Consider the following 14,395-nt stretch of genomic DNA (forward strand, 5'->3'; position numbering starts at 1 on the left):
AATGGGAGACCCCAAAGGTTTTTTAACGACAAAAAGGGAGAGCTGTTCTTTGCGGAGCGTGAAAGAGCGGGTTTCCGACTATAAAGAGGTCTTTCAGATGCGTGAAAGCGATTGCTCAAGATCTCAGGCTTCACGCTGCATGGACTGCGGGACGCCTTTTTGCCACGTATCCTGCCCGATATCAAACATAATTCCCGAGTGGAACGATCTTTTGTTCCGCGGGATGTCGGAAGAAGCATTCAAAATGCTTTCGGCTACTAACTGTCTGCCGGAAGTCACGGGCAGGGTATGCCCTGCGCCTTGTGAATACGGATGCGTACTCGGGATAAACGACGACCCCGTCACTATACGCGAGAACGAGCTGGCGATAATAGAAGAAGCTTTTTCAAACGGGATAATAAAGGCAGATCCTCCAAAGAAAAGAACAGGGAAGAAAGTTGCTGTCATAGGTTCCGGCCCGTCCGGACTTTCAGCCGCTTATCATCTGAACAAGTCCGGCCACACAGTTGTCGTCTTTGAGAGAGATGATAAGGCCGGAGGTATCATGAGATACGGAATTCCCGACTTCAAGCTATCAAAAGATATCCTGGACAGGAGGATCGGACTTTTTAAACAGGAAGGCATAGAGTTCAGGACAAATATAAATATAGGCGAGGACATCCCGGCGGCAAAACTGCTGAAAGAGTTTGATGCGGTATGCCTTGCCTGCGGGTCAAGGACTCCGCGGGACCTTAATGTCGAAGGAAGAGACCTCAAAAGCATATGTTTTGCGATGGATTATCTTATACAATCCAATAAAAAAGTCGAAGGTCATAGTATCGATGAAAAAGGAATTATCGATGCAAAAGGTAAGAATGTTATCGTTATCGGCGGCGGAGATACCGGTTCAGACTGTGTGGGAACAGCCAACAGGCAGGGCGCAAAAAGCGTGGTACAGATAGAACTTCTCCAAAAGCCGCTTCAGTGCAGGCTTGACAGCCAGCCGTGGCCGCAGTACCCGACATTATTAAAAACCACCTCGAGCCATGAAGAGGGATGCGAAAGGCAGTGGAGCGTCATGACAAAAAAATTATCAGGCAGCAACGGCATTGTCAAAAAGCTCCATGCCATGCTTGTTGATTTTTCGAATACCGATCAAAAGGGATGCAGAATAATGCAGGAAGTCCCAGGTTCGGATTTTGAAATAGATGCGGATATGGTCATTTTGGCCCTCGGGTTTCTCCATACTGAAAAGGGGAAACTGCTGGACGAGCTCGGTATCGAATTTGATCCTAGAGGTAACGTGAAGACAGACGCGGATAATATGACCTCCGTTAAAGGAATCTTTTCTGCGGGAGATATGAGGAGGGGGCAGTCGCTCGTTGTCTGGGCGATCGATGAAGGGAGAAGGGCCGCTGAAAGCATCAATTCTTTTCTAAAGGATAGAAAATGAAGACACTGACGGCGCATACAGGTCTTGACGGTTTGGATGCGGTCCTTAACGGACTGCTGATAGGGGACAATGTGGTCTGGCAGGTCGACGATGTTTCGGACTATAAAAAATTCGTTCTTCCTTTCGTAAAAAGAGCCCTCACCGATAAAAAGAAAGTCGTCTATATAAGGTTTGCCGATCATCCGCCGCTGCTCGAAAATACCGAAAAGATAACCGTCTACAAGATAGATCCTGAAAGCGGTTTTGAATCCTTCTCAACCCAGATACACAACATTGCCACAAAAGAAGGCGAAGGGACGTATTATGTCTTCGACTGCCTGTCCGATCTCCTTTCTTCATGGGCAACGGACCTCATGATCGGAAATTTCTTTCTTGTGACCTGCCCCTACCTTTACGAACTTGATACGATAGCGTACTTCAGCGTCCTGAGGAACAGCCTTTCTTTCGAGACGATAGCGCGCATAAGGGAGACCACCCAGCTTTTGCTGGACCTTTTCAATATCAGGAACACGTATTATGTCCACCCGTTAAAAGTGTTCAACCGTTATTCCCCGACAATGTATCTTCCGCACATCCAAAAAGGAGAAAAATTCATCCCCATCGTAAGCAGTGCAGATGCGGCGAACATATTTTCAGGAATATATAAAAAGGGCCCGGAAAGTGAAAAGAGAAAACTTGATTTCTGGGACAGGCTTTTTATCAGGGCGCAGGAATTATTCGAGAAAAAAGGCCCGAAAGAAGAACAGGAAAAGATGATCGACCAGCTTTGCAGGGTGATGATAGGCAAAGAAGAAAAGATGCTTGCTCTTGCAAAAAAGCATCTGGCGATCGACGACATTTTAAGTATCAAATCAAGGATGATAGGAACAGGATTTATCGGAGGCAAATCGGTCGGGATGCTGCTATCCAGAAGGATCCTTTTAAGCGATCCCTCGTGCGACTGGAGGTCCCAGCTTGAGCCGCACGATTCATTTTATGTGGGTTCCGATGTCTTTTATACATATATTGTCCAGAACGGCTGGTGGCGGCTTCTCATGGAACAGAAGACACAGGGGAAATATTTTGAGGCCGCGCAGGAACTTTCGGAAAAACTGCTCAAGGGGAGGTTCCCCCAGGAGATCAAGGAACAGTTCCAGGAGATGCTGGAATATTTTGGCCAGGCCCCGATAATCGTCAGGTCGTCGAGCCTGCTGGAAGACGGGTTCGGCAATGTTTTTGCCGGAAAATACGAAAGTATCTTTTGTGCCAACCAGGGGAGTCCCGAAGAACGTTATAAGAACTTTGAAAGCTCGGTAAAAAGGATATTTTCAAGCACGATGAACAAGGACGCGCTTTTCTACAGGATGCAGAAAGGTTTGACAGAACAGGAAGAACAGATGGCGCTCCTTGTGCAAAGGGTGTCAGGCTCGACAAAGAAACATTATTTCTTCCCGGACACCGCAGGGGTGGGCATCTCTCACAATATATTCATCTGGAACAAGGATATGGACCCGAAAGCGGGAATGCTGAGACTGGTTTTCGGCCTGGGGACCAGGGCGGTCAACAGGGTTGAAGATGATTATCCGAGGATAGTAGCGCTCGACGACCCCTTGTCGAGGCCGATAGCCGGCATAGAGGAGGCAAGAAAATACTCGCAGCACAAGATAGACCTTCTTGATATCTCAAAGAATTCACTTGAAACCCTTGAAATATCCGATGTGCTTTCGGAAGGGATAGATTTTGACATGGGGCTAATCGCGGAGCATGACGGTACTACGAACGGATCGTGGATATTGTCTTTTGATCCTTTTCTCAGGACAACGGAGTTTGCCGGTACAATGCAAAAGATGATGAAATTCCTTGAAGCCCAGTATAAGCATCCGGTAGATATAGAATTCACGGCAAATTTCACGAAAGACCGCGGTCTACAGATAAACCTTCTTCAATGCAGGCCTTTGCAGGCAAAAAGCGGGGAGGTGAAGATAGATATTCCGGAAGATATTGATAAATCCATGAAAGTCTTTTCTTCGGAGGGCGGTTTCATGGGCGGCAGCATATCAAGGTCTTTGAGAAGGCTTATATATGTAGATGCAAAGCTGTACAGCGAGCTTACACAGTCTGCAAGATACGATATTGCCCGCGCGATCGGGAAACTGAACCACCTGATAAACGCAAAGGAAGAACTTCCGACGATCATAATAGGGCCGGGACGATGGGGGACGACGACCCCTTCGATGGGAATACCCGTCAGTTTTTCAGAGATCAACAACGCAAGCTGCCTGGTCGAGGTGTCTTTCAGGACAGCGAACCTTATCCCGGAGGTGTCTTTCGGGACCCATTTTTTCCAGGACCTGGTAGAGGGCGATATCTTTTACTCCGCCCTGTTCACTGAAAATAAAGATGTTTTGTTGAATTCGGACCTGGTCATGTCTTTTTCAAACAAGCTTTCCGGATTGCTGCCTGAATACGGGAAATATCAGGACGTCATCAGGGTCTGTGATTTTGAGGATAATAAACTGATGCTGGCAGCGGATGTCATTTCACAGAAGGTCGTCTGTTTTATAAAATAAACGCAGCTCATCTTTTAAACTTAAATCATCAATTCTTGAAAGCGGTGCGCTTTCACGATATACTTAAAAATATCCGGGCCCATAGCTCAATGGTGGAGCAATCGGCTCATAACCGACAGGTTCTAGGTTCGAATCCTAGTGGGCCCATCTATTATTATGAATATCCCCATCTTATATGAAGACGAGCAGATCATTGCTGTCGATAAACCTCCGCGCGTTTCGACGATCCCTAATACTTCCACACCCAGGGAAGAATCACTTGTAGGCATGCTTGAGGAACGGTTTGAAAGGAAGTTTTTTGTAGTCCACCGGCTGGATAAGGATACTTCCGGTGTAATTGTCTTTGCTTTGGATCCAGCTACGCATAGGGACTTGAATATCCAGTTTGAACAGCAGAAAGTAGAAAAAAAATATATCGGTATTGTGGAAGGCAAAACGGATTTTGTTGAAAAGAAAATTTCGATCCCAATCTCAAAAAGCAAGATCGGATCAAAAAAGGTCGCTCTTTCAAGCAAGGGGTTCGAGGCGATAACTATCGTAAAGACATTAAAAAATCTAAAAGGTTATTCAATAGTTGAAATACGGCCTGTGACAGGCAAAAGGCACCAGATAAGGCTTCATCTGAAAGCTATCGGTCACCCGCTCGCGATAGACGAGCTTTACGGCAGGAAAGAACCCATCATTATAAACGGGAAGATCGTTTTAGACAGAATGCCTTTGCACGCGTCTGAAATATCGTTCGTCCATCCGGGCAGACAGGAAAAGATCACCATCAGCTCGGAAATTCCTCAGGATATGAACGGTTTTATAAGTTCGCTTTAAAAATGTTATTATAGAATATTATGACAAAAGATATCTGGAAACCAGGAACGATGGTCTATCCGCTGCCCGCGGTCATGGTAACCTGCGGCGAGTACAGGAAGGGCGGGACCACGGAGAACTCCAACATAATTACGCTTTCCTGGGTCGGGACCGTGTGTACTGATCCCGCAATGGTATCTATCTCAATAAGGCCCGAAAGATATTCGCATGCGATCATCGAAAAATCAGGCGAGTTCGTGATCAACCTGACAACAAGGGGGCTTGCTTTTGCGACTGACTATTGCGGGATGAGGTCCGGAAGGAACGAGGACAAGTTCCAGAAAATGAAACTGACGCCTCTCGAAGCAAGGACCGTGAGCGCGCCGCTGATAAAGGAAAGCCCGGTGAATATCGAGTGCAAGGTCACAGAGATCAAAAAACTCGGTAGCCACGATATGTTCCTTGCCGAAGTGATCTGCATACATGCCGACAGAAACTTCATCGACAAAAAAGGTGTCTTTGACATGGAAGAAGCGGACCTCATCTGCTACAGCCACGGAAAATATTTCGCAATGGGTAAATATCTCGGCCATTTCGGGTTCTCGGTGGGGAAGAAAAAAAGACTTAAAGACAAATAAGACATCAAGCGTGCAGGCGTTCTTCAGCATTCATAATGTTATAATCTATCCAAATGTCCCGGAAAATACTGATACCGGTCTTTATCTTCATTCTGTTAGTATCTTTCATCTCCGTATCCCACGCATGGTCTGACTGGAGAACATACAAAACAAAACATTTTACCGTGTTCTACAAGCCGGGGCTCGAAGACAAAGCGTGGAAAATACTTCAATCCCTTGAATATTACAGGACTAAAGTGGAAAGCCTGGCGGGGAACACCTGCCTGAACACAAATATTATAGTCCAGGACGTCGGGAACCTCGTCAACGGATATACCGAACCGGCATTGAACAGGATCGAACTCAATATCAAGTCACCGTCCGAAGGGCAGCTGCAGCTGAACCAGGACTGGTTCTCAACACTTACAGTGCATGAGTACACGCACATGGCTGAGATATCCAACGTCAGCGGATTATTCAAGATATTAACGGACGTATTCGGCCCGGCTTTATACCCTAACGCGATATTTCCCCTGTGGGGGCTTGAAGGCATAGCCGTGTACAGCGAATCAAATTACAGCCCGTATTCAGGGAGGCTGAACGACGGTTTTTTTGACGCCTATGTGATGTCGAGGGCAAAGGAAGGTGATTTTCCTTCGATCGAAGAAGCGACGTTCATGCCTGTCGATTATCCCTGGCACGGCGGTGCATATATGTACGGCAGCGAGTTCTACAGGTTTCTCTCACAAAAATACGGGCAGGACAGCCTGACAAAATTCTTTAAATATTACGGCGGCAGCATACCGGTCCTGCAGATCGGGACTACCGCAAGGGCGGCTTTCGGAAAGAACTTTCCGCACCTGTGGGAAGACTGGAAAGAATATGAAAAAGAAAAAGCAAAAAATTTCAAAGTCGACGGGGACCGGTTCACACAGCACGGCTGGATAATAAAAAACCCGGTCATCGAGAGCGGCAAACTTTATTTTTCACGCGGATACCCGGTAAAGACGGCTGCTTTTACAAGCTATTGGTTTTCCCAGATAATCGAAAAAGATCTGGACACGGGACAGGAAAAGGTGATTGCGAGCTCAGCACCATACAGAGGTATTCTTTCAAAAGTGATGATAGGAGACCTGCTCAAGATAAAAAACGGTATGCTCTATTATTCCGAGGAAGACAAGATGCCGGGGTTCAGCAACGAATCTCTCGGAGGAAAAGGGTTCGTCAACAAGATCCATGCCAAAGACCTGAAGACCGGCAAGACAAGCGTACTGTTCGAAGATGATATCAGGGACCTTGAAGTGCTTGAGGACGGCAATATTATATATTCTAAGGACAGGGAAGATCCTTTTGGTTCGCAATTGATCGTCTTTGACAGGAAAACCTTAAAAAATTCGGTCCTGATGCAGACAGATCTTTTGATTGACAGGATGATCGCTAAAAGCGGCGACCTATATGTCTGCGCGAGGAAGGACCTTGAGAACTTCGGCATCTACAAGATCGGTCTTGATTCAAAAAAGATATCAGAAATAGTGCAGACCCCTTATTTCGAGGGCGGGCATTCACTTAACGGTAATAATCTATTTTTCAGTTCAAATTATGGAGGGAAATATAACCTGTACAGCTACAATATAGGATCACAAATAATTTCTAAGGTCTCAAGCGGCGGATATGAAGAACATCCGGTCTATGATGAGAAGAACAACAAGTTATATTTTATCGGTGTTACCGGTGACGGCTACGACATTTTTAAAAAGAACATGGAAAGCTTCAAATTCGTTCCTCCCATGGCCGTCAGAGAAGACAAGGCCGATCTCACACTTAAGAAAGAAGATGTCAAACAGGGGGATTATTCAGACAATATCAATTCGCTGTTCCCGCCTTACACAAGAATTCCTATGCTCTTGTTTGACGGCTCTTCAGCGCAAAGCGGGCTTTTCTTCACCGGGCAGGACGCGATAGGCAATTTTCCATATAAAGCCCTGGCTCTTTATGACAGCGGAAAGAAAAAAATGGTATTAAGCACCAGTGTCCAGACCAACTTTTTCTCGCCTGCGATCGCTTCGATAGGATACGCTGACGACACGACCTCCCAGATCAGCGGCCAGGTCGTTTATCCTTTGATAGATAAAATAGCAATGGGTCTGTCTTCGTTTGATCTCGGCCTTTACGGCAGCTCTTTCGATAACTATTCAAGAAAGATGGTCGAGCCTTTTTTATCAGCCGGATTTAACCTTCCGAACACGATATTTAATGTTTCATCCGGTATCATGTTTGAACGCCTCAGGTTAGGGTCCTCTATTTCCAGGACAGGCTATATCGGAAGGCTTGATATCTCGGCATTTTTCCTGCACAACGGCCTGGACGCGTCCGCGGTCGCCATTTATGATCCCGATAACCCGTCCGACGTGTTCCCGCAGATAAGGGGTTATCAGGCGGCGCTTACGGACAAGAGCGGCATGATCTTGTCGGCAGAGATAAACAGGCGGCTGTTGAAAATAAGGCAGGGCTGGTGGTCGAAAGGCCTGTATTTTGAGGACCTGTGCGGGCTTGTTTTCATTGACGGAGCTTCATCCACAGCCGGCAATTCCCAGCTTTCGGCAGGGGCGGAACTGCATCTTGAAATGAAGTCTATCGTGAACGTGGATCTCGGGCTCAGGTATTCCTATAACAAAGAGAACCAGTCGGGGTGGGCGGCGCTGATAAAAGTATACCTGCCGTTCAATATTGATATGGACGGCAAGAGGCCTGTTTCTGACAGATTGATCAGCCGGAACCGTTTTTAATCGCGAATATTTATGATAACATAATCGGTATGGAACTTGATGTAGAGAGACCGGAGACCTGGCCTAACCTGAAAAAGTTCTCGCGGTTCGAGAGAAAGACCTGGATCATTTCAAAGATGCCGCTGATACTTCGCACGATCGAAAGATACATTTCCGCTTCCGTCGATTACAGGGACAACTCCCCGTGGGATACTATCGGCTTCATCTGCCTTGACGACGGGCTTTACAAAGAAGCCGAGCATATCTATGACGATATGATAAAAAGGTCCCATCACAGGGAGACTGTCCTGAACCATCTTCTTTATTGCCGCGGGATATCCAAATTCCTGCAGGGAAAGTTCAAGAACGCGCTAGAGGATTTCAAGCAGTCAAATCACATGGCGCACATTTACAAGCAGAAAGACCTTGGCGCTGCAAGGGCTTTGATGTATATGGAAGATACTATTTTCCCGATGATAGACATGGTCTCAAGATCAAAGGAAAAACTGCGCAATGACCTCAACGTGGTGCCTTTTCTGGATAAAGCAGTCGGCGCAAATATCCTGAAGACCCTCCATAAATGGAATTCCTGCTCGCCGTTGTTTTCAACGGGAGTGAGCCAGGGCGGCGGTTACCTTCTGACGCTCAAGAACCATCTCGGAGCCGTAAAGTCGATAGCCATAGACCCGGGATACGAGTTTTTGGAGATATTTAAAGACCTTGACCTGTCTATCGTGGACCTTGACGCGATAATCGCGACGCATGACCACGACGACCATACCGAGTCGATAGAAGCGATCCTTTCCCTTCTGGCAAAGCACAATGACCATGTTCCGCAGAGCAGGGCGAAGACCCTTGATGTATTCGGCTCTCCCGGGGTGATGCTCAAATATCAGGGACTTTTCAATGCGCTTGACCCCTGGGGTAACAGGGAGATAAATTTCAAACTGTTAGTTCCCGGGGCGACGATCGACCATGTCGGGACCGTATCGCTCAAGGAAAAATACGGGTGCACGGTCCATGTCAAGCAGGCTTTCCACGAGGAGCTCTGGACTCACGAGGAATCAGCGGTAGGCCTCGTGATCGAAACGAATATCGAGGATAAAGCAGGTCATCCGGTATGCGTGGGCGTGACGGGCGATTCGCGATATGAAAAAGGACTCGGAGAACAGTATAAAGGCTGCCAGGTGCTTTTGTTCAACATCGGCTCGCTTGAAAAAGAGGAAGGAAAACTTCTGGACCAGCATCTGGGCCTCATAGGTTCAATTAACGTTATTAAAGAAGCAAAACCAAAGGTCGCCGTCCTGACCGAGTTCGGTGAGGAGTTCAGCGGGAAACGCGCCACGGTCGCTTCGGTCATAGAGGAATGGGCAGCTCCGATGGAGGGAGTGATCGCAGAAGACGAATTTAAAGTGATCCCCGCAGACATGCATTTTGAGATAAGATTGACGGACCTGTACGTGAAAGAGACCTCGTCCCATGTATTCCTGCCGTACAAGATGATAGAAGTGGAAGAGTCAGGATCTGACAGTATCATGTACAATATGAAAGAAAAAAGATAGCCGATACCGGTCAGTATTTGAACTTGAATTCGATCGCCTTTGTCCTATCTGTTACGTTATAGATATCGGTAACGCTGTCCTGCGTCAGTTTTTTAAGCTTGGACCTTTCTACCAACAGCTTTATCCCAAAGTTAGTAATGAAAATCTTTTCCGGAGAGCCGGTATTGACACAGTCATCTGCAATGTTCCTACGGATATTTATAAGGTCCCCCCAATTATCTTTCACCGTCCGGTAGAAATTTGCGAACTTGTCTACCCCAACCGCGCACTGATGTGTATATTGCTGCATGCCAAGGATCTTTTTTGTGTCGGGGAAGAACTTGCCGCCGGTCCTTTTTGCCATCCTGCTGCTTATCAGGATGTCTTCTTCGCTTGGCGAAAGAGGCGCTATTGCCTTGACGAATTTATTGGCGACGATCGCGTCTTTAGGCATCAAAGAAAGCTCTTTATCGTCAAGGGGTATGTCGAAATATAATTTATAATAAGCGCTTTCAATATCTTGTAACAGATCGTCTCTTGAGGGGTCTTTTGTAAAATCATAGTAAGCCTTATATTTCCAGAAGCCTTCGCTTGACGCTACGCACGAGTCGAAATCTTCGCCGGGCTGCACGAGAAGACCGACCGTCTCTTTTATGAACTTCAGCTCTTCCATCATAAGGTCGCCGCTGGTGTGGATCAGTTCGGGGAACATGGTCTTTTTATCTTTAGAGATCATTAGCGCGTATTTTCCGAAAGTGTTGCTTCCCCATCCTGCTTCAATGATCTTTCCTGAATCATCCTTTTTGACCTTAAAATACTCGAAATTCCTGTCGTCGCTTTTTTTACTTAAGTCCTGCTCAACCGCTTCCGGTACCGGGATAAAAACACCTTTTGGATTTCTATACACATATTCACCGTCTTTAAAGATTATCAAAGAGCCCATGGGGATTTCCGTGGTGTCACGGTAAGTAGGGGAGTGGTAATCAATGACTTTCTTGAAGACATAGAAAGTTCCTGTTGTTGTAGGATATGCCTGATTATCGTCAAAATATGGCAGACCTTTTTCGTCCCTTCCCTGCATCGGATACATCTTATTTTCCGGGCCGGGCACAAAATACATTTTACCAAAAGGGGAACCTTTATATCTTATTAACAAAATTTCGGAACCCGGATATAACTCTACGGTGCAAGCATTCTTCTCGGACAGTTTCTTTGCTATATCTTCAACGTCCGACTCGTATTGTATAAGTTCCACAAGATAGGGAGTCGAAGAAAAAATGCCGTTGTCGATCTTTTGCGGGTAAGGCTTTATCGTTATTCTGCTTCCGACTGGCAGCAATTTATAAAGCATCCAGCTGTTATACGGCGACAAATGCATGCAGCCATGGCTCTTGTAAAGATACCCGAGCATATTATTGAAAAGGATATGAAAATTATAATTATTCAGAGAGGCAGTGCAAGTAAAAATGTATTCATCGTCATCAGCGGTTACGACACGGCACAATATAAAGGAACTTACGATCAGCAACAGGGATATTGTTGCGATCATTTTTTTCATCATTATCGGTCTCCTCATTTTATTGTCTTGAACTCCAGTCTTGAGTTTATCCATTTCTCTACGATCTTTTTCCTTGACTTTTGAGGGACACCGTTCTTTTCAAAGTCGTTTATCAGCTTTTCCCTGAGACCGACCCAGAACCCCCAGTCAGCTTTCATCTTACCGTACCACCCGGCGTTCTTTTCAATCACTTTGTTATAGATCCTGAGATAATTATACAGGCTCAGAGTATCGCGCCTCACTTTTTTGTCTTGCGGCAGATCTCGCGATTTGAAAGCAAGGTATGCTTTTTCAAGCCGCGGATCAAGGACCGCCCTGTCCTTGTTGGTCAGGGGCATATCGTGGAACAATCTGTAAAAAGCCGCTTCTTCGGGGATCATTTTATTTTCCCTGCCTGATGTTGAAATGAAGTCGTATGCATTCTTGTAAGAACTAAAGTCAAGATTATTTACAGCCAGCCCTTCGATATCTAAAGGCCCGTCCATCGTAAGTATATTTGCTATGCTGCCTACCAGCTTGTATTGTTCGAAAAGGAGCTCGCCCGAGCAATAGCCGATCTCGGGATACCTTGCCCTGCCGTCCCTGGTCCAGTAGATCACATATTTCCCGAAATCATGCCCGGCCCATCTTAATGAGAGGATATTGCCGTAATTATCGCGGGAAATGTCGTAATAATTATATCTCCAGCCGCTTTCCTGCTGTAAAAGGTCTTCCTGTATGAAACGCGGGGCCGGGATATAGCCCGGGAATCTTTTAACGGTCCAGATGCCGGAATTATATTTTATTTCCGTGCCGAACGCAAGTTTTGTGATCTCAGGATAGGTCGGACTGATATAATGGTCTGTTTTGCCGAGTATCTTGTATCTGCCGGTGTCCGTCGGCGTCGCCGTCATGAAATCCCTGTCCAAAGGTTTGTTCTTTACGACGTCCTCAAGCATGGTGAAATCATACGGAGGCCCGGCTTGGACCGGGACTTTGACATACGGCCTGTTATCAAGGAAAATATATAATCTTGAAAATGAAGGAAATACCACTAAAGATGTCCTGCTGCTGCTGAACAGCGAAGCATAATAATCTATATCTTTTTCATCCATCACAACGTCGTCGAAAAATGCGATGCTTTTATCCTGGAACGGCAGGGCTTTATCGGAATAAGACCTTATTATAAGAGGCGTCCCCTTTTTTACTGTCCTGTAAAGGAGATAGATATCTGACGGAGTGAAATGCAGGCATCCGTGGCTGTCGTAAAGAAAACCGAGGTAATCGCGGAAATATGATGCGAAATTAGTCTTGTTCAGAAGGTCTTTGCTTCCATAGTCCGCGGCGGAACAAAATGTTATCAATATAGCGGTCATGATAGCCGCGCATATTAAACGTTTCATTAATGGATATTATAACGCAATAAGGCAAGGGGTGCGAATAATCAACTAGCCCCACGGGGAATCGAACCCCGACCGTCAGCTTGAAAAGCTGATGTCCTAACCGTTAGACGATGGGGCCACATTTGTAATTTTATCAAAAAACCGTAAAACTTACCATACGATCAGAAATACTGAAACTTTACGATTTTTTTATCGATTAATATTCAAGATGGGACACGCATCTGTAAACTTCACAAACAGGGGATGTTCAAGGCAATGGACTGTTCAGGATGTCGGATTCCGACTCCCTGTACAGAACAGGCTGGTTTTACAGCGGCCGAATGATCGTATCGTGATCGCGGGGCTTGCTCCGAACGCGGGAAAAGCCCTGGCAGCGGAGGGACTGAGGCCGGATGTTGCGATTGTGCCGTCAAGACAACATTTAAATGAAATGTTTTTCCCGTTATCGATTTCAAGCGCTCAGACCGGCGATCGGGTGAAAATTATAGTCCCTGACAGCGATACAGCGGAAGCGGTCAGACAATATCTTGCGCAGGCATACAGGCCCTATGCCAAGGACGAGAACCCTTTTTCAGCTTTTATTTTTGACAGGGCAAAACTTGATCACTGGGGTGTTGCGACATTATCCTCAGACGAACTTGCGCAGGAAATCCAATATTATAGCGGAAGATGCGAAAGAGATGCCGGTAGGATGGCGGACATAATCATATTAAGACGGGGAGAAGCTTTTGATATGAGGGTCAGAGAGAATCCAGTCAGGGTTATGACTCCGGACGGAAAGACATATATCTTCGACGAAGAACGGATATGTTCCGATGATTTTTCGCCGGTAGTCTTTGAAAGGGAAAATATCCCCACATTAGAAGAATGGGATCCGCGATTTGGCGTGTTCATGCTGGGTGTAAATTCCGGAGGCTATCCAAAAGGTTTTTCAGTTTCAATGCTTGTGAGGTCCCGCGGCAGAAATGTCGTCATCGATTGCGGGCCTCAGGTTCCGGCCGTGCTGAAAGAAACGGGAATAAATCTGAACACAATATCCTGGGTGCTAACCCATGTCCATCCGGACCATGACAGCGGATTATTTGACCTTCTCGCGGATCCAAATGTCAGAAGAATAGACCTATACACACATATATTCGCGGCAATATCACTGCTCAAAAAATGCAGGGCCATGGGTTTGTATGAAAAAGCGGTCCAAAAGATCTCATTTATGGGAGGTGCAAACTTTAACGACGTCAACTTCATCGCTTCATCCCGGAATCTAACCCCGTGGCCGGGGGCTCTGAGCACTTTCCGTGAAAATATGATGTTCATGGGTTCAAACCATCTTAATATCAGAACAGAATGGACCCTGCACGGGATACCCACGATCATGCTGAAAATTGATGACGGAAGGAACGCACTTCTTTATACAGGAGACGGCGCTTTTTCACAGGACAGGATAATCGAGATCACGGAGGCAGGAGCTCTGTCAGGACAAAGATTATCAAGGATGGCGACTTTTCTGCGTGATTTTAAGCATCAAAATACATTATTGGTCGAAGAGATCGGAAGAGGAATCAATCACAGCACGAAACCCATGGATATGCTTGATGCGGTTCCATGGATGAGACGGTTCGTTCACTGGGCAAAGGCAGATGATCTTCCGCAGGAGCAAGTCGCGCAAACATTTGAAGTGGTTAATCTGGAATAGAGCAATATCTATAATAAAAGGGCCGCAGGATGCGGCCCTTTATAATGAACAGGGATA

The 14,395-nt window shown here is 46.2% G+C and carries 9 protein-coding genes and 2 tRNA genes; 8 read left to right on the forward strand and 3 right to left on the reverse strand.

Going from position 1 to position 14,395, the window contains the following annotated elements:
* The first annotated feature begins 1 nt into the window (after position 1).
* From NTZ10_06825 to NTZ10_06855, 7 genes are all read left to right on the forward strand, one after another.
* Complete coding sequence (locus NTZ10_06825; GenBank protein ID MCX5749935.1) at positions 2-1,432, forward strand: glutamate synthase subunit beta; 1,431 nt, start codon at positions 2-4, stop codon at positions 1,430-1,432.
* Positions 1,429-3,981 carry a phosphoenolpyruvate synthase gene (locus NTZ10_06830; GenBank protein MCX5749936.1) on the forward strand — a complete coding sequence of 851 codons (2,553 nt, stop codon included), beginning with the start codon at positions 1,429-1,431 and terminating at the stop codon, positions 3,979-3,981. Before NTZ10_06825 ends, NTZ10_06830 begins: the two co-directional genes overlap by 4 nt.
* Positions 3,982-4,056: 75 nt before the next feature.
* Positions 4,057-4,128 (forward strand) — tRNA-Ile (locus tag NTZ10_06835).
* Between the two features lie 9 nt (positions 4,129-4,137).
* Positions 4,138-4,803, forward strand: a complete 666-nt coding sequence (locus NTZ10_06840; protein MCX5749937.1) for an RluA family pseudouridine synthase — start codon at positions 4,138-4,140, stop codon at positions 4,801-4,803.
* A 20-nt stretch (positions 4,804-4,823) separates the two neighbouring features.
* The gene (locus tag NTZ10_06845; GenBank protein MCX5749938.1) at positions 4,824-5,420 is read left to right on the forward strand and encodes a flavin reductase family protein; all 597 of its coding nucleotides are present in this window, start codon (positions 4,824-4,826) and stop codon (positions 5,418-5,420) included.
* A gap of 53 nt (positions 5,421-5,473) precedes the next feature.
* The gene (locus NTZ10_06850) at positions 5,474-8,185 is read left to right on the forward strand and encodes a hypothetical protein (protein MCX5749939.1); all 2,712 of its coding nucleotides are present in this window, start codon (positions 5,474-5,476) and stop codon (positions 8,183-8,185) included.
* A gap of 29 nt (positions 8,186-8,214) precedes the next feature.
* Positions 8,215-9,726 (forward strand): MBL fold metallo-hydrolase, encoded by a 1,512-nt coding sequence (locus NTZ10_06855; GenBank protein MCX5749940.1) that lies wholly within the window; start codon positions 8,215-8,217, stop codon positions 9,724-9,726.
* 10 nt (positions 9,727-9,736) lie between these two features.
* Here NTZ10_06855 and NTZ10_06860 read toward each other — a convergent pair whose 3' ends face one another.
* From NTZ10_06860 to NTZ10_06870, 3 genes are all read right to left on the reverse strand, one after another.
* Positions 9,737-11,263, reverse strand: a complete 1,527-nt coding sequence (locus tag NTZ10_06860; protein MCX5749941.1) for a hypothetical protein — start codon at positions 11,261-11,263, stop codon at positions 9,737-9,739.
* Between the two features lie 14 nt (positions 11,264-11,277).
* A complete protein-coding gene (locus NTZ10_06865) occupies positions 11,278-12,645 on the reverse strand; it encodes a L,D-transpeptidase (GenBank protein MCX5749942.1) in 1,368 nt (455 codons plus the stop codon).
* 46 nt (positions 12,646-12,691) lie between these two features.
* Positions 12,692-12,763 (reverse strand) — tRNA-Glu (locus tag NTZ10_06870).
* 90 nt (positions 12,764-12,853) lie between these two features.
* On the opposite strand from NTZ10_06870, the gene NTZ10_06875 reads away from it, so the two are divergent.
* Positions 12,854-14,338 (forward strand): MBL fold metallo-hydrolase, encoded by a 1,485-nt coding sequence (locus NTZ10_06875; protein ID MCX5749943.1) that lies wholly within the window; start codon positions 12,854-12,856, stop codon positions 14,336-14,338.
* Positions 14,339-14,395: the final 57 nt, after the last annotated feature.

This window comes from Candidatus Saganbacteria bacterium (genome assembly GCA_026387835.1).
GTDB lineage: Bacteria > Margulisbacteria > WOR-1 > JAKLHX01 > JAKLHX01 > JAPLKZ01.

Coding starts and splice junctions, on each gene's coding strand:
- NTZ10_06860 (MCX5749941.1), bottom strand. CDS start 11,263: ATGAAAAAAATGATCGCAACAATATCCCTGTTGCTGATCGTAAGTTCC.
- NTZ10_06850 (MCX5749939.1), top strand. CDS start 5,474: ATGTCCCGGAAAATACTGATACCGGTCTTTATCTTCATTCTGTTAGTA.
- NTZ10_06875 (MCX5749943.1), top strand. CDS start 12,854: ATGGGACACGCATCTGTAAACTTCACAAACAGGGGATGTTCAAGGCAA.
- NTZ10_06865 (MCX5749942.1), bottom strand. CDS start 12,645: ATGAAACGTTTAATATGCGCGGCTATCATGACCGCTATATTGATAACA.
- NTZ10_06855 (MCX5749940.1), top strand. CDS start 8,215: ATGGAACTTGATGTAGAGAGACCGGAGACCTGGCCTAACCTGAAAAAG.
- NTZ10_06845 (MCX5749938.1), top strand. CDS start 4,824: ATGACAAAAGATATCTGGAAACCAGGAACGATGGTCTATCCGCTGCCC.
- NTZ10_06830 (MCX5749936.1), top strand. CDS start 1,429: ATGAAGACACTGACGGCGCATACAGGTCTTGACGGTTTGGATGCGGTC.
- NTZ10_06825 (MCX5749935.1), top strand. CDS start 2: ATGGGAGACCCCAAAGGTTTTTTAACGACAAAAAGGGAGAGCTGTTCT.
- NTZ10_06840 (MCX5749937.1), top strand. CDS start 4,138: ATGAATATCCCCATCTTATATGAAGACGAGCAGATCATTGCTGTCGAT.